We start from the raw sequence: 22466 nt of genomic DNA, 5'->3' as shown, positions 1-22466 counted from the left end.
TCACTCAGCCCGCGGCACCGACCGCCCGGAGGACGAACTCTTCGATCGTCTCCGGCGGGAGGTGCCGCGGGCTCAGGCACGCGTGCACCAGGCGCATCGTCGCGTCCAGGTCTTCGATGGTGAACACGCCCGCCTCCTGACCGGCGCGCAGGATTCGGGCCAGCACCTGTTCCACCTCGGTGACGTGCTCGCGGATCTCCTCCAGCGAGGACGCCGGCAGGACGCCGTACAGCTGGGGGCCGAGCCCCATGTGGAACTGCTCGCCCGAGTCCAGGTGGTTGCGGACGTAGATCCGGAGCTGGGCCCGCGGGTCGTCGGTCTCGTCGAGGTGCTCCTGCAGGTGGTCGACGTACTGCGCCGTCTCGTGCCCGGCGAACGCGACCACGACCGCTTCCTTGTCGTGGAAGTGGTGGTAGATCGTGGTCCGCCCGAGCCCCGCCCGTTGGGCGAGCTGGGCCATCGTGATCGCGTCGTAGCTCTTCTCGGCCATCAGCTCCGCGAAGGCGGCGAAGATGCGTGCCTGGACCTGGCTGCGATGCTCCGGCACGGAGCCGGCATCGATACGTGGCATCCGGTACGACGCCTAGAGCCGGGGGACGATGCGGGAGAGCAGGTCGCCCATCCGGGTGGCGGCGTCGCGGCCGGCCTCGATGACCTCCTGGTGGGAGAGCGGCGCATCGGAGATGCCGGCGGCCAGGTTCGTCACCAGCGAGATGCCGAGGATCTCCATGCCTGCCTCGCGGGCGGCGATCGCCTCGAGCGCGGTCGACATGCCGACCAGGGAGCCGCCGAGGATGCCGGCCATCCGGACCTCGGCCGGGGTCTCGTAGTGCGGCCCGGTGAACTGGACGTAGACGCCCTCGTCCAGGGTCGGGTCGAGCTCGCGGGCGATGCCACGCAGGCGCGCGGAGTACAGGTCGGTGAGGTCGACGAAGCGTGCGCCGGCCAGGGGAGAGCTCGCAGTCAGGTTGATGTGGTCGCTGATCAGCACCGGGGTACCGGGGGACCACGCCTTGTTCAGTCCGCCGCAGCCGTTGGTCAGCACCAGCTTGGTGGCACCGGCCGCGGCCGCCGTACGGATCGGGTGGACGACCGCCTCGACACCCTTGCCCTCGTAGAAGTGGGTGCGAGCCAGGAACGCCAGGACGTGCAGGTCGCCGTCGGGACCGGCGATCCGGATCGACTGGATCTTGCCGGAGTGGCCGGCGACCGCCGCGTCGGTGAAGCCGGGCAGCTCGGAGCGGTCGATCTCGGCGACAAGCTCGCCGGCCTCGGCGAGCTTCGCAGCGGCGGGGAGCCATCCCGAGCCGAGAACGAGAGCGATGTCGTGCTGAGGAACACCGGTCAGGGAGGCGAGCTTCGCAGCGGCGTCGGTGGCCTGCTGGTACGGATCCGTCACGTGCCGACCGTACCCGTTCACAGCCCGGTCGAGCGACAGGGGCGATGGCGCAGGGCGGTCACGTAGTCCTCCGGCGCATCGGCCGCCTCGGCCGCGTCGGCGATCACGCTCAGCAGGTGCGCCGAGGGGAGACCACCCTCCCAGGCGTCGAGGACGTAGGTCCACGCCAGCTCGTCGCCCGACATGGTCGAGACCCGGAGCTTGGTCCGGCGGTAGAGCCCGGTGTCGGTGGCCTCCCACTGGTCGAGCACCGCCTCGTCGCTCGGGGTGACGTCGTACAGGGCCACGTAGACCTGTTCGCCGGGTGCCTCGACGATCGTGGGCAGGGCGCCGTCCCAGCCGTGCTCCTCGCCTCCGAACGTGAGCCGCCAGCCCATCACCCACCCGGTGGTCTGCAGCGGGGAGTGCGGGCAGCGGGCGCCCATCAGCGTCGGGTCCAGGTTGGTCCCATAGGCGGCGTACAGGCTCACGAGGAGAAGCGTACGAAATCGCGGCCGGGCCCTACCCTTGACCGTTATGTGGTGGCGCCGCCGACGAGACGATCAGCAACTCTCCCTCCAGGACGACCTGCTCCGCGAGGCGCAGGTCGACGCCGACCGTTTCCTCCGGTACTCGATCCCGCCCGAGGGTGGGGTCGACCGGCTGAGCGAGCTCTCGGGGATGCAGCTCGACGCGCTGACCACCCGCAGCTACCACCGGGTGGAGAAGGGCTTCTCGCTCCCGGATCCGCGGCGTCCCTTCGGCCAGCGCTCCATCCCCGCGCTCGAGCGTGCGATGGCGAACCCGAACGCGAACACCGAGGCGATCTTCGTCGAGGAGTCCCGGCGCGCCCTGGAGGCGCTGACGAAGTGGAACGAGACCGGCCTGCTCGACGAGCAGGTGGCGCCGCGCGGTGACTCGCTGCCGACGAACCCGCTGGATCCGGCCGACGCCGCGACGTTCCTGACCTCGCGGCACAGCGTCCGCGACTTCGCCAGCACTCCGGTCGACCGCGCGCTCGTGGAGGAGGCGGTCCGCCAGGCCGGCTACGCACCGTCGGTGTGCAACCGACAGAGCTGGCGGGTGCACTACTTCGACGCTCCCGAGGACATCGCTCGGATCCTGTCGATGCACCGCGGCTCGGCAGGTTTCGCCGAGGCCGTCCCCGGACTCTTCATCGTCACCTACGACCTGCGCGCCTTCGAGCACACCCTCGAGCTGCACCAGGGCTGGATCGACGCGGGCCTGTACTCGCAGACGTTGCTGCTCGCCCTGCACGGTCTCGGCCTGGGCGCGGTGCCGCTGAACTGGTCGCGCCGGAACCGCGGCAGCAACGAGCTGCGCCGCCGCACGGGCATCGCCGACCACGAGAACGTGGTGATGCTGATCGCGGCCGGCCACCCCAGCGAGGGCCACCGGGTCGCCCGCTCCGCACGCCGCCCGGTGGGGGAGATCCTTCGCTTCGGCTCGACCGATGCGCAGCGCGTTGAGGGCCGCGATTAGGCTTGGGTCGTGACCCACTTCGATGTTCTCGTCCTCGGTGCTGGCCCTGGTGGCTACGTCGCCGCCATCCGCGCATCCCAGCTCGGCAAGACCGTGGCTGTCGTGGAAGACAAGTACTGGGGCGGTGTCTGCCTCAACGTCGGCTGCATCCCCTCCAAGGCGCTGCTGAAGAACGCTGAGCTGGCCCACACGCTCACCCACGAGAAGGCCAAGTACGGCATCGAGGGCGACGCCACGATGTCGTTCGGCCCGACGCACGCCCGCTCGCGCCAGGTCAGTGCCGGCATCGTCAAGGGTGTCCACTACCTGATGAAGAAGAACAAGATCACCGAGATCGACGGGTGGGGCACGCTCACCTCCGCGACCGGGATCGACGTGAAGGGTCACGACGGCACGGTGTCGTCCTACACCTTCGACAACCTCATCCTGGCCACGGGTGCGAGCGTCCGCCTCGTGCCCGGTGTCAGCGTCTCCCAGAACGTGGTCACCTACGAGGAGCAGATCCTCACCGACCAGCTCCCGAGCTCGATCGTCATCGGTGGATCGGGCGCGATCGGCGTCGAGTTCGCCTACGTGCTCAAGAACTTCGGTGTCGACGTCACGATCGTCGAGTTCGCCGACCGGATGGTTCCGACCGAGGACGCCGACGTGTCCAAGGAGCTGCTCAAGCACTACAAGAAGCTGGGCGTCAAGGTCCTGCTCTCGACCGCGGTCAAGAGCGTCGTCGACAACGGCTCGTCCGTCACCGTCACCGTCGCTCCGGCCGCCGGTGGCGAGGAGCAGGTCCTGACGGCGGACAAGTTCCTGGCCGCCTTCGGCTTCGCGCCCCGCCTGGACGGCTACGGCCTCGAGGCTGCCGGCGTCGCGACCACCGACCGCGGCGCGATCGCCACCGACGAGTACGGCCGCACCAACGTCGCGAACGTCTACGCGATCGGTGACGTCACCGGCAAGATGATGCTGGCCCACGTCGCCGAGGCGCAGGGCATCGTCGCCGCCGAGGTCATCGCCGGCGAGGAGACCATGCCGGTCGAGATCGACTTCATCCCGCGTGCCACCTACTGCCAGCCGCAGATCGGCTCGTTCGGCTACTCCGAGCAGCAGGCGAAGGACAAGGGGTACGACGTCAAGACCGCGACGTTCCCGTTCTCCGCCAACGGCAAGGCCCAGGGTCTGGGCGAGGCGGTCGGTTTCGTCAAGATCATCGCCGACGCCAAGTACAACGAGATCATCGGTGCCGCCATGATCGGCCCCGACGTGACCGAGCTCCTGCCGGTGCTCACGCTGGCGCAGAAGTGGGACCTCACCGCTGACGAGGTCGGTCGCAACGTCTTCGCCCACCCCACCTTGGGCGAGTCGGTCAAGGAAGCGATCCACGGTATCGCTGGACACATGATCAACCTCTGACGATCGAGCTCTCTGACGGGCCGTCCGCACTTGGTGCGGGCGGTCCGTTGCTCTTTCCACCGTGGGTTCTCCCAGACCAGCTCAGGACTAGGGGTGTTAGACCACGGCGGTTGGACCACGCCTGGACGCCGGCCGGATCGCACCGTCGGTGGTCTCACCGGTCTGGTCCAACACCCCTAGTGCTGCCGGGCATGATCGGCAGCGCCCGCTGGGAGTCCCCACACCGTGTCGATGGCGTCCTTCTCCACCGTGACTCCCGAGCGTGGCTGGTGTGCCCGCGTCCACCCCTAGCGTCTCGGGCATGCGCATCTCAGAACGCGAATCCGCGCGCCGGCTGGAGGCGCTCTGTGGTCTCACCCGCACCCCGGCTCGTCGGCTCTTGCGGACAGGGATCGCGGGAGTGTCCTTCTGGAGCAACGACGTCCACGCCCTGCTCTACGACACCGATCGTGTCGAGGCGGTGGGGCGACGAGCCATGCCGACCGTGCAGGCGCTCCGCGGTGCGGTGCCGGCCGGCCTCCTCCACCTTCGGTTGGCGCCCGCCCAACGCTGGGAGGTGGGTTGGGATTCTGAGCGACGGCTGGAGGTCCTTGCCGACCACGCTCCGATCGCCCGGATCCGACGCCTTGAGCTGCTCCTGAGGCTCGAAGCCCTCGGCCTTCTCCCGTTGGTCGCCACCGTGAGCGGCTTCGTCATCGGAGGTGCCGAGGTGTGCTCACCCGGAATCCAAGGGCGCCGCCTCGTGCTCGACCCGCCGGGAGCCTGGTTCGGCGTGCTCGACGGACGTCCGTGGCCCTCGTCACGAGGCGGGCTGGCCCTGCAATGGCACGATGCGGCCCCATGGCGACTCCCTGACAGAATGTCGGCATGACTTCTGTGGTGATCATCGGCGGCGGTCCGGGTGGGTACGAGGCGGCCCTGGTCGCCCAGCAGCTCGGAGCCGACGTCACGGTGATCGACCGCGACGGCCTCGGTGGCAGCTGCGTGCTGACCGACTGCGTGCCGAGCAAGACGCTGATCGCCACCGCCGAAGTGATGACCGACATGGCCGCTGCGCCGGAGCTCGGCATCCACTTCCGCGACGGGGACGGGGATCGTGCCACGACCGTCGTCGCCGACCTCGCTCAGGTCAACGCCCGGGTGAAGGCGCTCGCCGCCGCGCAGAGTGCGGACATCGAGGGCCGTCTCACCCGCCGCGGGATCCGGATCCTCAAGGGCACCGGCCGTCTCGGCGCCGGTGCCGGTCGCGGAGGTGGGGACGTCATCGCCACCCTGGCCGACGGCTCTGAGGAGACCATCTCCACCGATGCGGTGCTGGTCGCCACCGGGGCGCACCCGCGGGTGCTGCCCACCGCGCAGCCCGACGGTGAACGGATCCTCACCTGGGAGCAGGTCTACGACCTGACCGAGACCCCGAGCCACATGATCGTGGTCGGCTCCGGCGTCACGGGCGTCGAGTTCGCCAGCGCCTACCTCGCGCTCGGGATCGAGGTCACCCTGGTGAGCTCCCGGGAACGGGTCCTGCCCGGCGAGGACGCCGACGCCGCCGCCGTCCTCCAGGACGTGCTCGAGCGCCGTGGCATGCACATCCTCAGCCAGTCCCGGATGCAGTCGGTGACCCGTGACGGCGAGACCGTCACGGTGACCCTCTCCGACGGGCGCACCGTGACCGGATCGCACTGCATCCTCGCGCTCGGCTCGATCCCCAACACGGCCGGTCTCGGGCTCGAGGAGCACGGCGTCAAGCTCGACGCGGGCGGCTTCATCCTGACCGACAAGGTCAGCCGGACCACCGCGCCCGGCGTGTACGCCGCCGGCGACTGCGTCGGAGGGTTCATGCTCGCCTCCACCGCCGCCATGGCCGGCCGGATCGCGATGCGGCACCTGCTCGGCGACGGGGTCCAGCCGATGGACCTCAAGCAGATCGCCTCCAACGTCTTCACCAGCCCCGAGATCTCGACGGTCGGCTGGTCCCAGGCAGCGGTCGACTCCGGCGAGGTCCAGGCCGACGTTGTCAAGCTCGACCTGCAGGGCAACCCCCGCGCCAAGATGCAGGGGATCAAGGACGGCTTCGTGAAGCTGATCGCGCGTCCGGGCTCCGGCGTCGTGATCGGCGGGGTGGTCGTCGGGCCGCGCGCCAGCGAGCTGATCCACCCGATCTCGTTGGCCGTCGCGGCCAACCTGACGGTCGACCAGGTCGCCAACACCTTCACCGTCTACCCGTCGCTGAGTGGATCGGTCGCCGAGGCTGCCCGTCGGCTGCACCAGGTCGACTGAGGGCCTCGAGAACCACACCCGTGTAGTTCGGGGACTTATACCCCGGGACCTGGACAACCCCCGGTCGACACGCCCTAGACTCCCAGGAGTTTTCAACTTCCCCAGGAGTCACACATGCCACGGCTCACCCGCGTCGCCGCGCTGCTGACCCTCTCCACCGCGCTCGTCCTCGCCCCCGCCGAGGCGGCGACCAAGGCTGCGGGCCCCAAGTTGGCGGTCCCTGCCGGCGCGGTGCTCACGCTCGACGGACACGGCTACGGACACGGACGGGGCATGTCCCAATACGGCGCCGAGGGCGCCGCGCGCCGCGGGCTGAGCGCGACGCAGATCCTGGCGTTCTACTACCCGGGCACCACCCTCGGGCCGGTCTCCGGAAAGCTCCGGGTCCTGATCGGGGCCGACACGACCGCCGACACCGTGGTCAAGGCACGATCCGGACTCGTGGCGCGGACGAGCTCCAGGTCGACGGTGTGGGACGTCACCGCCAAGCAGCCCTCGGCGACCGAATGGCGGCTCAAGCCGGTCGACGCGAGCCGGACCGCGATCGCGTGGCGGGTCGGGTCCGGCCCGTGGAAGCAGCTGGCCACCTCGGCCTCGACGCTGGAGTTCTGGGCCGCCGGCAAGCCGATCACGTTGCGCCGCCCGGGCGGCACCGCCGCCTACCGGGGAGCGCTGCGCAACGCGCCGTACCGCGGGCGCGACCACGACACCGTCAACGTCGTCTCGGTGGAGAACTACCTGCGGGGCGTCGTCGCCAGCGAGATGCCGTCGAGCTGGAAGCCGAGCGCCCTCCAGGCCCAGTCGGTGGCGGCCCGGACCTACGCGGTCTACAGCAGGGCGCACGCGCCGTCCCAGCGTGCCTACGACATCTGCGACTCAACGTCGTGCCAGGTCTATCGCGGCGTCGCCGGCGAGGCGAGCGCGACCGACGCGGCGATCGCCGCGACCGCCCGGACCACGATCCTGTACCGCGGCCAGCCAGCGTTCACCCAGTTCGGCTCCTCCAGCGGCGGCTGGACGGTCGCCGGCACCGTGGCGTACCAGAAGGCCCAGGCCGACCCCTACGACAACTGGTCCGGCAACCGGCAGCACGCCTGGCGCGCGACGGTGGACCCGGCGGCCGTGGCCAGGGCCTGGCCCTCGATCGGCGCCCTGAGCGGGATCCAGATCCTCAGCCGCGACGGCAACGGCGACTGGGGTGGGCGTGTGACCCGGCTCAAGCTGACCGGTGCGAAGGGTTCGACAACAGTTGAGGGCACCGCGTTCCGCAGTGCCCTCAATCTGAAGTCGACCTACTTCGACGTCGCCGTCAGTCCCTGATCGGTCAGTCCTTGATCTCGGCGATGACCTGACCGTTGGTGACGGTCGCGCCGATCTCGGCGGCCAGGCCCGTGATGGTGCCGGACTTGTGCGCCTTGAGCGGCTGCTCCATCTTCATCGCCTCGACGACCACGACGACGTCGCCCTCGGCGACGACCTGGCCCTCCTCGACGGCGACCTTGACGATGGTGCCCTGCATGGGGGCGGCGACGGCGTCACCGGAGACCGCGGCGCCGTGCTTCTTGCCCGCGGCACGCTTGGGCTTCTTCGCGCCCGCGGCCGGACCGGCCGACAGGCCACCCAGGCCCGCGGGGATGACGACCTCAAGACGCTTGCCGCCGACCTCGACGACGACCGTCTGCTTCTCGCCGGCCTCGTCAGCCTCACCGGCGTCGCCGGCGTACGGCGTGATGGTGTTGTTGAAGTCGGTCTCGATCCAGGTCGTGTAGACGTCGAAGGAGCCCTCACCCGTGGGGTTGGAGGAGGCGACCCAGGCGGGGTCGTTGACGATGACCTCGTCGAACGTCAGCGCGGTCGGCATGCCGTCGATCTCGAACTCGGCGATGGCGCGACGCGAGCGCTCGATCGCCTGGGTGCGGTCGCGACCGGTGACGATCAGCTTCGCGATCAGGGAGTCGAAGGCACCGGGGATGGTCTCGCCGACCTCGTAGCCGCCGTCGACGCGGATGCCCGGGCCCTGCGGCGGGTTCCACTTGGTCAGCGTTCCGGGGGCGGGCATGAAGTTGTTGCCGCCGTCCTCGGCGTTGATCCGGTACTCGATCGAGTGCCCGATCACCGCGGGGTCGTCGTAGCCGAGCTCCTCGCCCGCGGCGATCCGGAACATCTCGCGGACGAGGTCGATGCCGGTGACCTCCTCGGAGACGCAGTGCTCGACCTGGAGGCGGGTGTTGACCTCGAGGAAGGAGATCGTGCCGTCGGCGGCGACCAGGAACTCACAGGTCCCGGCGCCGACGTAACCGGCCTCCTTGAGGATGGCCTTGGAGGAGGAGTAGAGCCGCTCGACCTGGTCGTCGGTGAGGAACGGCGCGGGGGCCTCCTCGACCAGCTTCTGGTGGCGGCGCTGCAGGGAGCAGTCGCGGGTGGAGACGACGACGACGTTGCCGGCCGAGTCGGCCAGGCACTGGGTCTCGACGTGGCGCGGCTTGTCGAGGAACTTCTCGACCAGGCACTCGCCACGACCGAAGGCGCTGATCGCCTCACGGGTCGCGGACTCGAAGAGCTCCGGGATCTCCTCCAGGGTGCGGGCGACCTTGAGGCCGCGACCGCCACCACCGAAGACGGCCTTGATCGCGACCGGGAGACCGTGCTCCTGGGCGAACGCGACGATCTCGTCGGCGTCCTTGACCGGGTCCTTGAGGCCGGGCGCCAGCGGGGCACCGGCGGCCAGGGCGATCTGCTTGGCCTTGGCCTTGTCGCCGAGCGCGTCGATCGCGGCGGGGGAGGGGCCGATCCAGATCAGGCCGGCGTCGATCACGGCCTGGGCGAAGAGGGCGTTCTCGGCGAGGAAGCCGTAGCCCGGGTGCACCGAGTCGGCGCCGGAGCGCTGGGCGACGTCGATGATCTTCTCGATGCTGAGGTAGGAGTCCGCCGGCGTGGAGCCGTTCAGCGAGTACGCCTCGTCGGCGAGCCGGACGAAGAGTGCGTTGGCATCCGCCTCGGCGTAGACCGCGACGGACGTGATTCCTGCGTCCTTGGCGGCACGGATGACACGGACGGCGATCTCACCGCGGTTGGCGATCAGCACCTTCTGCAACGGCTTGCTCAACGTAACTCCTTCAGTCGGACAACCCGGCGATTCTAGGGGGATTCGCGCGGCTGTGATGCCCAGGGTGCCGTTACCGGACAGTATCCGTCCCTGGCACGTTCCAAAGATCGGTCCACGCGTGACCCAGGTCACTCGCGAGGCGTCTGACGAGGGGAAGACTGACCCCGACGACGTTGTGGAAGTCCCCGTCGATGCCCGTGATGAAGGCTCCGCCGAGCCCGTCGACGGTGAACGCGCCGGCCACCTCGAGGGGTTCGCCGGTGGCGACGTAGGCCTCGATCTCGACGTCGCTGAGGTCGGCGAAGTGCACCACCGTCCGAGCCAGGTCGCGGACCTGGACCCCGCTCCGGGTGTCGATCAGGGTGTGCCCGCTGACCAGCACCCCGCTGCGGCCGCGCATCTGGCGCCAGCGCCGGACCGCCTCGTCGGGCGTGTGCGGCTTCCCCAGTACGTCGTCACCGAGCTCGAGCACCGAGTCGCAGGCGAGGACGAGGGCACCGTCCGGGATCTCGCCGGCCCGTGGTCCGGACAGGACGGCGGTCGCCTTGAGCGTGGAGAGCTCCAACGCCAGCGCGTCCGCAGGGAGCGGCCCGAGCTGGTCCTCGTCGACGCCGCTGACGATGACGGTCGGTTCGATCCCCGCCCGCCGCAAGGTGGCCAGGCGGGCCGGGGACTGGGAGGCCAGGACGAGCGGTGTCATGTGCGCTCGGAGAGACTCGAACTCTCACTGGCCAGGACCTAAACCTGGTGCCTCTGCCAATTGGGCTACGAGCGCGCGGCGCTCAGTCTAGAGACCCAGATCCTTGCGGAGCTTGGCGACGTGGCCGGTGGCGCGGACGTTGTAGCCGGCGTACCCGATCGTCCCGTCGGCCTCGACCACGAAGGTCGAGCGGATCACGCCCTCGACGACCTTGCCGTAGAGCTTCTTCTCCCCGAACGCGCCCCACGCGGTCAGCACCGACTTGTCGGGGTCGGAGAGCAGGGTGATGGTGAGGCCGTCGCGCTCGCGGAACTTCGCCAGCTTCTCGGGCTTGTCGGGGGAGATCCCGACCACGGAGTAGCCCTGCGCCACGAGAGCGTCGAGGGAGTCGCTGAAGTCGCAGGCCTGCTTGGTGCACCCGGGCGTCATCGCAGCGGGGTAGAAGTAGACGATGACGCGGCCGCCGGCGAAGTCGGACAGGGAGACCGAGTCGCCCGTGTCCGAGGTCAACGTGAATGCCGGTGCTGTGTCACCGATCTGCAGGCGAGTCATGGTCCCAAGGTAGCGGCCATTGGTAGGTTGAGACCCATGACCACGGACAACAACGCCGCCCTGGCGGGCGAGATCGACCAGATCCGCGAGCGACTGGCGGGGACGATCGACGAACTGGTCTACCGCGCGAACCCGCGCACGATCGCCGGCCGTCGGATCGCCTCGGTCAAGGCGACCTACGTCGACCCGACCACGGGCGAGCTGCACACCGCCGCGATCGCCAAGACGGTCGCGATCGTGGGTGGCGTGATCGGCGCGATCGCGGCGATCCGCTACCTCAGCCGCTGACCGTTCCTCAGGTCGCGGGGATCGCCGTCGCGCCGGCGGGGGCCCCGATCGGAGCACCGAAGACGACCGTGTTCGTCTTGTAGTACGAGCCGTTCCAGTCGCTGCAGGTGATCAGCACCAGGCGGCCGTCGCCGCGCGCTTGGGAGAACAACGCCTCCGAGCGCTTCGAGAGCTGGGACTTGGTGTAGACCTTCCGGACGGTGACGCGGTAGCGCATCGTGCCGCGCTTGGTCACCACGTCGACCGGGTCACCGGCCTTGAGCTTGCCCAGGTTGTTCATGCTGGCGCCGCCCGTGTGCAGGGTGTGCCCGGTGATGACGGTCTGGCCCTGGGTCGCACCGGGCTTGGCGCTGGCGTTCCACCAGCCGACCTCGAGGTAGTCCCGCGGGGGATCGAGCGCCTTGTCGATCATCGCGATCGGCACGACCGGAGCGGTGATCTTGAGCGTCGGCATCGAGATCTCCATCGGAGCTCCGGCGCTGAGTGCCTTCTCCAGATCGAGACTCGGGTCCTCGTTCGCGGAGGCGGCCGGACCGCCGGGGACCATGAAGGCCCCGATCACCGAGCCGCCGGCCAGGACGGCCACCAGCAGCTGGAGGGCGACCAGCGAGGCCACGAAATACCGGGCGAGCCGGGTGAACCTGTGGTTCACCCGGCTCGTCGGGTCGTTCGGGGTGGTGCCGTCGTTCATGGGCCGCAGTGTGTCATTACGGGCGCAGGCTGCGCCGGAACCCAGCGATACCCGCACCGGTGCCGGCCAGGACCAGACCGACCAGGCCGGCCATCGCGAGGGCCGACGGAGCGTCCTCGAGGGAACCGATGCCGGACTTGACCTCGGTAGGCGTGCCCTCGTCGACCGTCGGGGTGTCGTTGTCGTCCGTGGTGGTCGTCGTGGTCGTGGTCAGGGTGCTGTTCGGGCCACAGACGACGTGAGCCGCGCTCAGGCCGACCAGGGAGGAGTTGTCGCCCAGGAAGGCAGCCGATCCAGGCACCGAGGCGGCCGCCGGCAGGACCTGGAGGTCGAGCGCGGTCACGTCGATCGTCCGTCCGCCGTCGCGACGCTCGACCTTGTTGAGCACGCCCTTGAGGACGGCGTCCTCGAGCGGCTTCAGCTGGTCGGAGAGGACCGCGAGGAGGTTGTCGTTGAGCGCCTTGACCAGCGCCGTGAGACCGCCGTTGACCTGGCTGATCACCGGAGCCAGCTGCGACGTGTACGTGTTGCCCGTGACGAGTCCGGTCAACGCCCCGGTCAGCGCGTTCGTGATGGCGGTGACGACCTTGTCGAGGTCGGTCACGATCGGGACGTTCTCACCGGTGTTGAGGTCGACCGGGATGGTGATCGGGCCACCGAGCTGGGCGGGCAGGCCGACGCGGAGGCCGAGCTTGGCGACCGTGCCCCCTCCGGTCGCGACCTTCGGGTCAGCCTGGCAGCTCGCGTAGACGGCACCCAGGTCGAGCCCGACCGAGAGGCCGGTGGCGTTGAGCAGCGGCGCGAGGACCTGGTTGGACAGCGGTCCGAGCACGCCCTGGAGGACCTGGTCGAGGGTCGTGGTCGCCGGGGTGAGGCCCGAACCGATGGTGTTGAGCAGGTCCTGGACCGGCTGGAGGGCGCCCAGGCCGAGGCTCGAGAGGAGCTGCGTCCCGTTGGACCCGCCGACGCCGGCGAGCAGCAGTCCCTGGGTCACCGTCACCTTGGAGAGGTCGATGTGGCCGGCGTCGAGGCTGAGGGCGCTGCCGCCCTTCAGGCACGAGGCTCCGACACCGGTCGAGACGAGGGAGCTGCCGCTGCCGGCGACCGAGGCGCACGCGGCGGACTTGCCGACGCCCTTCTCGACGGAGGTCTTGGCGTCCTGCGAGGCGGTGCCAGCCGTCAGCAGCGTCTGGTTGGCCACGGCGTTGAGCGAGGGCTGGTTCGAGCCACTGGTGGTCTCGGTCTTGCCGTCGTTCTGAGCGACATAGGTGCCCGTGCCGAGGTCCTGCGAGGCGATGTTGAGGGTCACGGCGGAGGCAGTGCCCTGCGCAACGGGCGCGGCGGCGAAGGCCGGACCGGCTGCCAGAGCGGCCATCGCGACGGCAGCCACGGTGGCGCCGGAGCGAACGAACAGTCGGTGGGACATGTAAAACCCCTTCAGGCGGGACGACGAGCCACCCACTCCGAGACGAGGGGCGATCACTTGGGCCAACGTCACGCGGCGCCAGAAGTTACGGGTCCGTCCCCCCAATTAGGTAGACCCGGCGAAGATGTGACACGAGTCACATCGGCAGCGGTCGGGGGAAATGAAGCGAGGCCGGTGACCTGGTCTCCCAGGCCACCGGCCTCATCTGTACGCCATCACGGACTCGAACCGCGAACCCGCTGATTAAGAGTCAGCTGCTCTGCCAATTGAGCTAATGGCGCTCGCTTCGCCTCCAGGCCTTCGCCCTTCGACTGGTGAAACTTTACATCCTCGGTGGGCCGCTCCCAAATCGGGAGCGACCCACCTTCAGATGGGGTGGATGACGGGACTTGAACCCGCGACAACCGGCACCACAAGCCGGGGCTCTACCAACTGAGCTACACCCACCATGGACCCGCTACCGACGAATCGGAACCGGACCGAGAAGGAAGCATAGGGGGTCAGTCAGTGAGTCCGGTAATCGAGCCGCCGTGCTGGGCGGCGATGCCGCGGGCCGTCTCCGAATCGATCCCCGGCGCGGGCACGAAGACCGCCTCGCGGTAGTAGCGCAGCTCCTCGATCGACTCCTGGATGTCGGCCAGGGCGCGGTGGTTGCCGCGCTTGGTCGGAGCGGCGAAGTACGTCCGCGGGTACCAGCGGCGGGAGAGCTCCTTGATCGAGGAGACGTCGATGATCCGGTAGTGCAGGAACCCGTCGAGCTCGGGCAGGTCCCGGGCGATGAAGTTGCGGTCGGTGCCGACGGTGTTCCCGGCCAGTGGCGGGCGGGCGTCCTTGCCGCAGTGCTCCTGGATGTAGTCCAGGACGATCCGCTCGGCCTCCTCCAGCGTGACTCCGGACTCGAGCTCCTCGAGCAGGCCCGAGGTGGTGTGCATGTCGCGGACGAAGTCGACCATCTGCTCCAGCGCGGCGGCCGGCGGCTTGATCAGGACGTCGACCCCCTCGCCCAGCACGTTCAGCTCGGAGTCGGTGACCAGCGCTGCGATCTCGACCAGGGCGTCGTGCTCCAGGGACAGTCCGGTCATCTCGCAGTCGATCCAGACCAGTCGATCGGTTCGCTCAGGGGTACTCACGCCCGCACCCTACCGCCGGGGTGCGGACCGCTCCGCCTTCAGGTTTCCCACAGACGGCGCTCCTAGGCTGGAGGGGTGAAGCAGGCAGAGGCGCCGACGACCGGCAGCGCGATCCTGGGCTGGTTGGGCCTGATCGCGCGGGTCGTGGTGGGTGTGGTCTTCGTGGCCGCGGGCCTGGACAAGATCGGCGACCCGTACGCCGCCGTGCTGGCCGTGCGTGCCTACGAGATCCTGCCCAGCGGTCTCGCCGAGGTCGTCGGGCACACGTTGCCGATCCTCGAGATCGTCGTCGGGGTCGCCCTGATCCTCGGGCTCCTGACCCGACTCGCTGCGATCGTCGGGGCCCTGCTGCTGCTGGCGTTCATCCTCGGGATCGCCTCGGTGTGGCACCGCGGGATCCTGATCGACTGCGGCTGCTTCGGTGGCGGCGGATTCGACCCGAACGCCGCCGACAAGTACCCCTGGGAGATCGCGCGCGACGCCGCACTCCTGGCGATGTCGGTCCTGGCCGCGTTCGTCGGGAACCGACGCTGGGCGCTGGACGGACTCCTCTTCCGACGTACCCCCGAGCTCGACGACAACGACATCAACGACGAGGACTGAGAAGCATGGCGAACGAACGACCCCAGGACCGCACCGCACGACTGGCCCAGGCGAAGGCGGAGGCGCGCGCCAAGGAGCGGCGCCGCAACCTCCTCGTCGGGCTCGGAGTCGTCCTGGCGATGGTGCTGATCGTCGGGGGCGGCGTCCTGATCAGCAACCTGAGCAGCGACAAGCCGACCGATTCGCCCGAGGCGTCGGCCGACGCGGTCAGCGTCACGATCGGCCCGGACGACGCCCCGCACAAGGTCGTCATCTACGAGGACTTCCTCTGCCCGTACTGCGGTGAGCTGGAGAAGGCCACCCGCACCGAGCTGTCCGCGCTCGCCGCCGACGGCAAGGTCCAGGTCGAGTACCGCCCCTTCAACCTGCTCGGCCAGACGCCCACCGACTACTCGCAGCAGAGCCTCGAGGTCTTCGCGGCGGTGGTCCACCACGACACCGCCGAGGTCGCCAAGGCGTTCCACGACGCGCTCTTCGCCGACCAGCCCTCCGAGGCCGGCCCGTTCCCGAAGCAGTCCGAGATCGTCGCGACCGCGGTCACGGCCGGCGCCACGGAGTCCGCCGTCACCGGCTCACTCGACTCGGGTGATGCCACCACGTGGGCGAACGGTGCCACCCAGGCCGCTCTGAACGCCGGCGTGCAGAGCACCCCGACGATCCTGCTCGACGGTGCCGAGTTCACGAAGGGCACCACCATCGACGACCGGGCCCAGGCCCTGATCGCCGCGGTGTCCTGACCGCGGCGATCCTCCGTCGCTACGGCGTGACGAGGTAGCCCGCGATCGTGACCTTCCCGCGCTGGTGCGGCCGCACCGTCAGGCGGCCGTGCCGGGTCGCGGGCAGGGTCACGCGGTGGACGCCGCCGCCGTGGAAGGTCGCGATCAGGCGGCCGCCGAGGAGGACGTCAGCCTTCCCGCTCCCACGGGTCTGGACGGCGATGGTCCGGCCGGTCACGATCGGGCCCTTCGCGATGCTGCGGCCGTGGGAGGCCAACGACGAGCCGTGCCTGCTCCAGCCCTTGCCGTGGAACGCGGTGCCCTTGCCCCAGCGGTAGACGCACGAGGTCTGCCAGCCCGAGGTGTTGCCGGCGCGGTCGGTCCCGCGGGCCCGGACGCACACCTTGCTGCCGGCCTTGACCGCGACCCGCCGCTTCACCTGGGTGGTCCGGCGCAGGTCCTTGGGGGAGGTCCAGTGCTTCCCGGTGCGGATCTGGACCTGGTAGCGGGCGACCCCGGCCGAGTCCTTCATCCGCCAGACCAGGGTGGTGTGGCTCGCCCGGGTCACCCGGGTGCTCGCCACGGCCAGCTTCGGGGGCGTCCGGTCGGGCGGGGGCAGCCGGAAGGCGCTGGGCTGGACGGCGCTCTCGTCGATGTTGAGCTTCACCCCGCCGTACGTCTCGTTCCCGCCACCGGTGAACTGGTGCATCCGGCGACCGACCCACATCGAGGAGATCGCTGCGGGCGTGGTGAACGTGGTGTTCGGCTGGCCGTCCCACTTGGCCACCCAGATGACGTCGGGCTTCGCGTAGGTCGGGTCGGCTGCGGCGTTGACCACGTCGGTGACGGTCGAGTTCACCGAGCCGTAGAGCGCGGAGTTCCGTCCGAGCTGGTGCAGCCGGGTCGTCCACCCGGCCTGCATCGCCTGGGCCGCGGCGGTGCACTTCGGCTTGCCGGTCGGGTAGCCCTCGAGGTCGTACGCGATCGGGGCGCCGACCGGGAGGCCCAGCTGGTAGACCGAGGCCGCCGCATCAGCCGCCATCGCGGCACCCTGGGCCTGTGCGGTCGCCGCGGTCGCCGACATCTTCTTCGTGAACGTCGAGCACGAGGCCTGCAGGCCCACGTAGATCGGCAGCACCTGCCACCCGCCGGCCCGGACCTTCGTCACCCACTCCTGGGTGAGATTGGCCTGGGTCTTGCAGGCCCGCGCGTCGTACGCGGCCGCGGCATGGATGTAGACCGCGATCGCCCGGTACGGCGAGGAGGCCTGCCATTTCTCGATGTCGGGCCACGAGGGTGTGTTGCACGTGTCCAACATCAGGATGTGGCCGGCAGCGGGCGCGGGTGGTGTCCGGTCGGCGCCCCAGGCAGGGGTGCTCAGTCCGAGACTCACCGCGAGGGCGAGAAGAGCAACAAGTGAACGCACCCGGAGGACTGTACGTCGCCGGGCCGTGCTCATAGCGACTTCCCAGGATCCTCCGCCCCCGATCTCAGGCCACCCGCGGAGGCTGGAGGACATGACCACCCTCACCGGAACGGCGGGAGCCCCGGCGGTCGGACGCACCCGGCTCGGGACCGTCGCACGACGCGACGCGGGAACCCGCCTCGGTGCCCTCGTGCTGCTCTGGGCCGCGCTGCTGCTGCCGACCTGGTGGTGGATCAGCGGCGGGGGGATCGCGGACGTCGACGGACCCGCCGCGGGTCTCACCAGTGTCGGTCGGCTGACCGGGCTGTGGGCCTCGGTGCTGCTGCTGGCCCAGGTGGTGCTGATGGCGCGGGTGCCCGCGCTGGAGCGCAGCTTCGGTCAGGATCGGCTGGCGCACCTGCACCGTGCGGTCGGGTTCACCTCGTTCACGCTGATGCTGGCGCACATCGGCCTGATCACGCTCGGGTACGCCGATGCGCGACCCGGTGCGCTGGTCGCGACCACCTGGACCCTGACCGTCGACTACCCGGGGATGCTGCTCGCCGTCGCCGGCACGGGCTGCCTGGTGATGGTGGTGCTGACCAGCATCAAGGCGGCGCGACGACGGCTGCGCTACGAGTCCTGGCACCTGCTGCACCTCTACGCCTACCTCGGCGTCGGGCTGGCAGTGCCGCACCAGCTCTGGACCGGCGCCGACTTCCTCGGCTCCACGGCACGCACCGTGTTCTGGTGGACGGCCTGGGCGGCCGCCGCGGCCTCGGTGCTGGTCTGGCGGATCGCGGTGCCGGTGTGGCGCAGCCTGCGCCACGAGGTGCGGGTCGTGGCCGTCGTACCCGAGGCCGAGGGGGTCGTCTCGGTCTGGATGGAGGGCGCGGCGATCAGCCGGCTCGACCCGGCCGCGGGCCAGTTCTTCACCTGGCGCTTCCTCGGACAGCAGGGCTGGACGCGGGCGAACCCGTACTCGCTCTCGGCCGCGCCGCAGGGTGATCGGTTGCGGATCACCGTGTGCGAGGTCGGCGACGGGTCGGCGTCGTTGCGCACCCTGCGTCCCGGCTCGCGGGTCGTGTTCGAGGGTCCCTTCGGGCGGCTGAGCGAGCGCAGCCGCACCCGGACGAAGGTCGCCTTCCTGGGCGCCGGGTCCGGGGTCGCGCCGCTGCGCGCCCTGGCCGAGGGGCTCTGGTACGACGACGCGGTGCTCATCCAGCGGTGCCGGCGCACCCCGCTGTTCGTCGACGAGCTCGAGGCCCTCCGCCAGGTGCGGCCGCTCCGGCTGGCGACGCTCACCGGTCCCCGCCGGGCGGCCGGGTCGTGGCTCGCAGACCCGCACGCCCCTGACGACACCGCGGCCCTGGTCGGGCTGGTGCCCGACCTCGTCGAGCGCGACCTCGTCGTCTGTGGTCCGCCGGCATGGGTCGCGTCGCTGCGCCGCGCCGCACTCGCCGCAGGCCTGCCAGCCGACCAGTTCCACGTCGAAACCTTCGAATGGTGAGGAGAACCAGATGAAACGCATCGTGTGGTGGGGGATGAGCACCGTGACCGCGGTGGTCCTGCTCTTCGGCTACCGGACCTCGACCGAGGGTGCCGCGACCACCGCAGCAGCCCCGATCACCGCGACCACCGGCAGCGACTCCGGTGACGGCAACGACTCCGCTGACGGCAACGGCAGCGACTCCGGCGCCAGCACCGTCACCGGCGACTCCGTCTCCACCCGGTGGGGGGACATCCAGGTCGCGATCACCGTGGCCGACGGCGCGATCACCGACGTCTCGGTGCCGGTCTACCCGAACGGCAACGGACGCGACGCGGAGATCAACGCCTCGGCGCTGCCGACGCTGATCAGCGAGACGATCAGCGCCCAGAGCGCCGCCATCGACATGGTCAGCGGGGCGACGGTGACGAGCATCGGCTACCAGCAGTCGCTGCAGAGCGCGATCGACCAGGCGGGGCTGTGAGCACCGTGACGCGAGAGCCCGCCGTCGCCCGCCGGGTCGCGCACCTGATGGGGATGCCGATCAGTCTCGTGCTGCGCGGTCGGGAAGCCGGCACGCTGCGCGGTGAGGACGCCTGGGCGGAGGCCCTCGCCTGCCTGCGTGACGTCGACCGTGTCTTCAGCCCGTTCCGGTCGGACTCCGTGATCAGCCGGATCGATCGCGGGGAGCTCGAGCCGGCGGCGGCGCCGGTCGAGGTCGCCGAGGTCCTCGCCCTGGGGGAGCGCGCCCGCGAGGAGTCGCACGGCGCCTTCGACGTACGTCGTCAGGGGCATCTCGACCCGAGCGGAGTGGTGAAGGGCTGGGCCGTCGATCGAGCCGCCCGGGCGCTGCGCCACCTGGAGGAGACCGACTTCTGCCTCAGTGCCGGGGGCGACCTGATCGCCTCGGTCGCGGCGCCGGACCGGGACCCCTGGCGGATCGGCATCGAGGACCCCCGCGACCCGCGCAGGATCGTGGCGACCGTGCCGGTCCGCGACGGTGCCGTCGCGACGTCGGGACTCGCCCACCGGGGCGGCCACATCATCGACCCGCGGACCGGAGCGGTGCCGCGGACGTGGGCCTCGGTGACCGTGATCGCCGAGGACCTCACCACCGCCGACGTCGACGCCACCGCTGCGTTCGCGCTCGGCAGCGTCGGCGCGCACTGGCTGCGGAGCCGCGCCCGGTCGGGCCTGGTCGTCGACGCCGACGGTCGCGTCGAGGTGATCGCGGCCTGAGGCGCCGGGGTCAGGAGCCGAAGAGCCCGAGCGTCTCCAGCGCCGTCCGGACCACCGTCGCCGGGTCCTCCGCCCCGTCCCCCTGGGCCCACGCGAGGTAGCCGTTGAACGTGGTGATGGTCAGCGCCGAGGCGAGCACCCGGGCCTGGAACACGGCGATGCCGTTCTCGACCAGGTAGGTGCGGATCAGGGCCGACTGGTCCTGGAGCCGTTCGGTCCCGAAGGCGAAGAGATCGCTGTGCTCACCGATGATCCGCAGCCGTGAGCGCGTCACGCCCGACAGCGGTGGGTTCAGCGTGGTGTCGACGAGTGCTTCGTGCAGCACCGCCAGCGGATTCGCTGCGGGGTCGGCCGAGCGGCGCGCGATGCTCTCCCGCAACGCCTCGACGCGCGGTCCGAACCCGTCCCAGATCAGGTCGGCCTTGGTCGGGAAGTAGCGGAACAGACTGCGCCGACTGATGCCGGCGGCCGTGGCGATCTCGGCGGCGCTGACGTCGTGGTAGCCGCGTTGCTCGAACAGGTCGAGCGCCACGGAGGCGAGGTGGTTGCGGTCGATCTCGACGGGTCGACCGCGGCCTCGGGGGCCGTCAGGCGAGGAGGGAGCCATGAGCGCATCCTGGCACTCCGTTCCCGCGGGGAGTGTGATTTTGCTGTAACAGAACCGAATCACATCGAGGCGGTCACGCCCGGGCGGGCGCCGCCTGCGGCGTGAGGGTCGAGGTGGGAGACGTCGTGGTCGAGGGGTAGATGTTGAAGACCCCGCCGCGGACGTAGTCCACGTAGGAGATCGCCGAGACCGGAATCTGGGAGCGGGTGCTGGCCCCGCGTGCCAGGAGGATCGTGGTGAACCCGTACTTCTTCGCAGCCTTGAGGATGCTGAGGGCGTAGGCCTGGCCGCCGGTGAGGTTCGACAGCACCTTGACCTGCACCCGGCTCTGCCAGCCAGTGCCGTAAGCCGTCTGGGCGGCGCTGCGGAGGTTCGCGAACGCCGCGTCGAGGACGGGCGCCGAGTTGAAGGGGCGGAGGTTCTTCACCTCCCACTCGGTCGAGATCCCGTAGGACGCGTTCTGCTTGAAGGTCGTCAGCACGTCGCGCAGGCCCTTGCGCTTCTTGATGTGGGCCCAGTTCTGGGTCTCGAAGCGTCCCTTCTTGAGCCACTTCGGGTTGTACGGCGCACCGTGGGCGTTCACCCAGACGAGCTTGCCCGGGCTGGTCGCCTGCTTGGCGCCGGCCTTCTTGCTGGCGCGGTTGACGAAGGAGATCTGGCCGTTGTTGTCGATCCACTTGTAGCCCCTGGCGGCTGCCGCCCTGGTGCCGGCCAGGGAGTCGCCGAGCGTGCCGCCGGCGGTCTTGATGCGCGTGTCGGAGTGGTAGAAGGCCTTGCCGGGCGCGGCGTAGGACGCGCGGGCGAGCGGGGAGACCTGGAACGTCGGCTCGCTGCCGTTCGCGCTGCCGCCGAGGTCGGTGTCGGCCCACAGGAGGTAGCCGCCGTCGGCGTAGCCCGCGGCGCCGGCGGCACCGGTGGTCGGGTTCGCGCCGGCGAAGGAGGCGTTCCCGTCGATGCCGGTGACGACCGTCTGCGAGACGCGGGCGTGGCCGCCGCCGGTGGCCTGGCCGGCGAGCCGGACCGCGGCGCCGGTGATCGGCAGGTTGTAGCGGTCCCGGACCGTGGCGACGAAGGAGCGCGTGGTGCCCGACACGGTGGTCTTCTGGACCCGGATCGACGTCGGCGTCTGGGCGTAGATCGCGATCACCGTGGCGTCGGAGACGACGTTGCCGGTGGCGTTCGTCGAGGTCGCCCGGATGACGGCGAAGCCCGCGGAGGCGGGCGTCGGGGCCAGGTCGACGGGGACGTACGTCGTGCCGTTGCGGACCGTGGTCGCCGGCGCGCTGACGCGGAGGGCGGGTTTCGTGGTGGTGCCCCACATCGGGTCGGCGAGGGTCGTCGCGGTGCCCGTGTTCGTGGTGAGGCCGACGGTCGCCCAGCTGTGACCGTCAGCCCGGCGATGGATGCCGACCCGGTTGTCCTCGATGGTGTTGCTCGCCTTGCCGTTGACGTTGTCGTACGTCAGCGAGAACTTGAACCTGGTCCCCGAGCCGGTCACGAGCACGGCGGCGTCCGCCAAGGTCTCGCCGACCACGGTGCTCGTCGGGTCGTAGGCGACGGCCGCGAGGTCGTAGGCCCCGGCCGTGGCTGGGAGGGTGACGGTGCCGTCGAAGAGCCGGGAGGTGGCCGCCGGGTCGGCGCGGCTGTCCGGGGTGAGGGGAGCGCCGGTGAGCACCCAGGAGCTGTCGTCGGCGGTGTCCGGCCGGTAGTACACGGCGATGCGGTCGACGCTGCTGGGCGCTCCGAGGAGCACGTGCACCGAGGTGCCGGTCACGCCCTTCGGGATCGCGCCGCCGGTGGGGGTGAAGAAGGTGACGGCCACCGCGCCGGCGGCCGGAGGTGTGGGGAGCGATCCGGCCGCCTGGGCGCTCGTCGGGATGCTGACGGCCGCGGTCGCGACGACGGCGATCACCAGCGGACGGATGATGCCCCTGAGACTCATGTGAAAG

Annotated in this window: 23 protein-coding genes and 3 tRNA genes; 11 read left to right on the top strand and 15 right to left on the bottom strand. The window is 70.2% G+C overall.

Annotated elements, in window-relative coordinates; all coding sequences use genetic code 11:
• Positions 1-4 precede the first annotated feature (4 nt).
• From ACZ5J1_RS12635 to ACZ5J1_RS12625, 3 genes are read right to left on the bottom strand one after another with little or no spacing between them, the layout of a single operon-like run.
• A complete protein-coding gene (locus ACZ5J1_RS12635) occupies positions 5-571 on the bottom strand; it encodes a TetR/AcrR family transcriptional regulator (protein ID WP_464559293.1) in 567 nt (188 codons plus the stop codon).
• Between the two features lie 12 nt (positions 572-583).
• Positions 584-1399: a purine-nucleoside phosphorylase gene (locus ACZ5J1_RS12630; protein ID WP_464559291.1), complete on the bottom strand. Its 816-nt coding sequence runs from the start codon at positions 1397-1399 to the stop codon at positions 584-586.
• A gap of 17 nt (positions 1400-1416) precedes the next feature.
• Positions 1417-1869 carry a gamma-glutamylcyclotransferase family protein gene (locus tag ACZ5J1_RS12625; protein ID WP_464559289.1) on the bottom strand — a complete coding sequence of 151 codons (453 nt, stop codon included), beginning with the start codon at positions 1867-1869 and terminating at the stop codon, positions 1417-1419.
• Between the two features lie 46 nt (positions 1870-1915).
• Between ACZ5J1_RS12625 and ACZ5J1_RS12620 the strand changes: the two genes are divergently transcribed.
• From ACZ5J1_RS12620 to ACZ5J1_RS12600, 5 genes are all read left to right on the top strand, one after another.
• Positions 1916-2881, top strand: coding sequence for a nitroreductase family protein (locus ACZ5J1_RS12620; RefSeq protein ID WP_464559287.1), 966 nt, complete (start codon positions 1916-1918; stop codon positions 2879-2881).
• A gap of 9 nt (positions 2882-2890) precedes the next feature.
• Positions 2891-4288 carry a dihydrolipoyl dehydrogenase gene (gene lpdA, locus ACZ5J1_RS12615; RefSeq protein WP_464559285.1) on the top strand — a complete coding sequence of 466 codons (1398 nt, stop codon included), beginning with the start codon at positions 2891-2893 and terminating at the stop codon, positions 4286-4288.
• A 301-nt stretch (positions 4289-4589) separates the two neighbouring features.
• Positions 4590-5159: a hypothetical protein gene (locus ACZ5J1_RS12610; RefSeq protein ID WP_464559283.1), complete on the top strand. Its 570-nt coding sequence runs from the start codon at positions 4590-4592 to the stop codon at positions 5157-5159.
• On the top strand, positions 5156-6565 hold the full coding sequence (locus tag ACZ5J1_RS12605) for an NAD(P)H-quinone dehydrogenase (RefSeq protein ID WP_464559281.1): 1410 nt from the start codon (positions 5156-5158) through the stop codon (positions 6563-6565). The genes ACZ5J1_RS12610 and ACZ5J1_RS12605 overlap by 4 nt, the downstream gene beginning before the upstream one ends.
• A 114-nt stretch (positions 6566-6679) precedes the next feature.
• Positions 6680-7885 carry a SpoIID/LytB domain-containing protein gene (locus ACZ5J1_RS12600; protein WP_464559279.1) on the top strand — a complete coding sequence of 402 codons (1206 nt, stop codon included), beginning with the start codon at positions 6680-6682 and terminating at the stop codon, positions 7883-7885.
• 4 nt (positions 7886-7889) lie between these two features.
• Here ACZ5J1_RS12600 and ACZ5J1_RS12595 read toward each other — a convergent pair whose 3' ends face one another.
• From ACZ5J1_RS12595 to bcp, 4 genes are all read right to left on the bottom strand, one after another.
• Positions 7890-9671, bottom strand: a complete 1782-nt coding sequence (locus tag ACZ5J1_RS12595) for an acetyl-CoA carboxylase biotin carboxylase subunit (RefSeq protein WP_464559277.1) — start codon at positions 9669-9671, stop codon at positions 7890-7892.
• Between the two features lie 70 nt (positions 9672-9741).
• Complete coding sequence (locus ACZ5J1_RS12590) at positions 9742-10371, bottom strand: Maf family protein (protein ID WP_464559275.1); 630 nt, start codon at positions 10369-10371, stop codon at positions 9742-9744.
• Between the two features lies 1 nt (position 10372).
• Positions 10373-10446: transfer RNA gene (locus tag ACZ5J1_RS12585), tRNA-Leu, on the bottom strand.
• 12 nt (positions 10447-10458) lie between these two features.
• Entirely contained in the window at positions 10459-10923 is a 465-nt protein-coding gene (gene bcp, locus ACZ5J1_RS12580; RefSeq protein ID WP_464559273.1) for a thioredoxin-dependent thiol peroxidase, read from the bottom strand.
• Between the two features lie 36 nt (positions 10924-10959).
• On the opposite strand from bcp, the gene ACZ5J1_RS12575 reads away from it, so the two are divergent.
• On the top strand, positions 10960-11211 hold the full coding sequence (locus tag ACZ5J1_RS12575; RefSeq protein WP_464559271.1) for a DUF3618 domain-containing protein: 252 nt from the start codon (positions 10960-10962) through the stop codon (positions 11209-11211).
• A gap of 7 nt (positions 11212-11218) precedes the next feature.
• Here ACZ5J1_RS12575 and ACZ5J1_RS12570 read toward each other — a convergent pair whose 3' ends face one another.
• From ACZ5J1_RS12570 to orn, 5 genes are all read right to left on the bottom strand, one after another.
• Entirely contained in the window at positions 11219-11902 is a 684-nt protein-coding gene (locus tag ACZ5J1_RS12570) for a class F sortase (protein ID WP_464559269.1), read from the bottom strand.
• Positions 11903-11918: 16 nt separating this feature from the next.
• Positions 11919-13328: a hypothetical protein gene (locus ACZ5J1_RS12565; RefSeq protein ID WP_464559267.1), complete on the bottom strand. Its 1410-nt coding sequence runs from the start codon at positions 13326-13328 to the stop codon at positions 11919-11921.
• A gap of 208 nt (positions 13329-13536) precedes the next feature.
• A tRNA-Lys gene (locus ACZ5J1_RS12560) sits at positions 13537-13609 on the bottom strand.
• Positions 13610-13699: 90 nt separating this feature from the next.
• A tRNA-His gene (locus ACZ5J1_RS12555) sits at positions 13700-13775 on the bottom strand.
• A 53-nt stretch (positions 13776-13828) separates the two neighbouring features.
• Positions 13829-14410, bottom strand: a complete 582-nt coding sequence (gene orn, locus ACZ5J1_RS12550; RefSeq protein WP_464564791.1) for an oligoribonuclease — start codon at positions 14408-14410, stop codon at positions 13829-13831.
• A 123-nt stretch (positions 14411-14533) separates the two neighbouring features.
• Between orn and ACZ5J1_RS12545 the strand changes: the two genes are divergently transcribed.
• The gene (locus ACZ5J1_RS12545; protein WP_464559265.1) at positions 14534-15061 is read left to right on the top strand and encodes a MauE/DoxX family redox-associated membrane protein; all 528 of its coding nucleotides are present in this window, start codon (positions 14534-14536) and stop codon (positions 15059-15061) included.
• A 5-nt stretch (positions 15062-15066) separates the two neighbouring features.
• Complete coding sequence (locus tag ACZ5J1_RS12540; protein ID WP_464559263.1) at positions 15067-15798, top strand: DsbA family protein; 732 nt, start codon at positions 15067-15069, stop codon at positions 15796-15798.
• Positions 15799-15817: 19 nt separating this feature from the next.
• On the opposite strand, the gene ACZ5J1_RS12535 is transcribed toward ACZ5J1_RS12540, so the two are convergent.
• The gene (locus ACZ5J1_RS12535) at positions 15818-17203 is read right to left on the bottom strand and encodes a glycoside hydrolase domain-containing protein (protein ID WP_464559261.1); all 1386 of its coding nucleotides are present in this window, start codon (positions 17201-17203) and stop codon (positions 15818-15820) included.
• A gap of 91 nt (positions 17204-17294) precedes the next feature.
• On the opposite strand from ACZ5J1_RS12535, the gene ACZ5J1_RS12530 reads away from it, so the two are divergent.
• From ACZ5J1_RS12530 to ACZ5J1_RS12520, 3 genes are read left to right on the top strand one after another with little or no spacing between them, the layout of a single operon-like run.
• Positions 17295-18692: a ferredoxin reductase family protein gene (locus tag ACZ5J1_RS12530; RefSeq protein ID WP_464559259.1), complete on the top strand. Its 1398-nt coding sequence runs from the start codon at positions 17295-17297 to the stop codon at positions 18690-18692.
• 10 nt (positions 18693-18702) lie between these two features.
• Entirely contained in the window at positions 18703-19155 is a 453-nt protein-coding gene (locus ACZ5J1_RS12525) for an FMN-binding protein (RefSeq protein WP_464559257.1), read from the top strand.
• Positions 19152-19910 carry an FAD:protein FMN transferase gene (locus ACZ5J1_RS12520; protein ID WP_464559255.1) on the top strand — a complete coding sequence of 253 codons (759 nt, stop codon included), beginning with the start codon at positions 19152-19154 and terminating at the stop codon, positions 19908-19910. Before ACZ5J1_RS12525 ends, ACZ5J1_RS12520 begins: the two co-directional genes overlap by 4 nt.
• A gap of 10 nt (positions 19911-19920) precedes the next feature.
• Here ACZ5J1_RS12520 and ACZ5J1_RS12515 read toward each other — a convergent pair whose 3' ends face one another.
• Both ACZ5J1_RS12515 and ACZ5J1_RS12510 read right to left on the bottom strand, forming a co-directional pair.
• The gene (locus tag ACZ5J1_RS12515) at positions 19921-20517 is read right to left on the bottom strand and encodes a TetR/AcrR family transcriptional regulator (RefSeq protein WP_464559253.1); all 597 of its coding nucleotides are present in this window, start codon (positions 20515-20517) and stop codon (positions 19921-19923) included.
• 73 nt (positions 20518-20590) lie between these two features.
• Positions 20591-22459 (bottom strand): hypothetical protein, encoded by a 1869-nt coding sequence (locus tag ACZ5J1_RS12510; protein WP_464559251.1) that lies wholly within the window; start codon positions 22457-22459, stop codon positions 20591-20593.
• Between the last annotated feature and the right edge of the window lie 7 nt (positions 22460-22466).

The sequence above is a fragment of the Nocardioides sp. JCM 18999 genome (assembly GCF_055391175.1).
The sequence above is the reverse complement of the archived record's forward strand: the minus strand, read 5'-3'. Positions and strand labels throughout refer to the sequence as shown.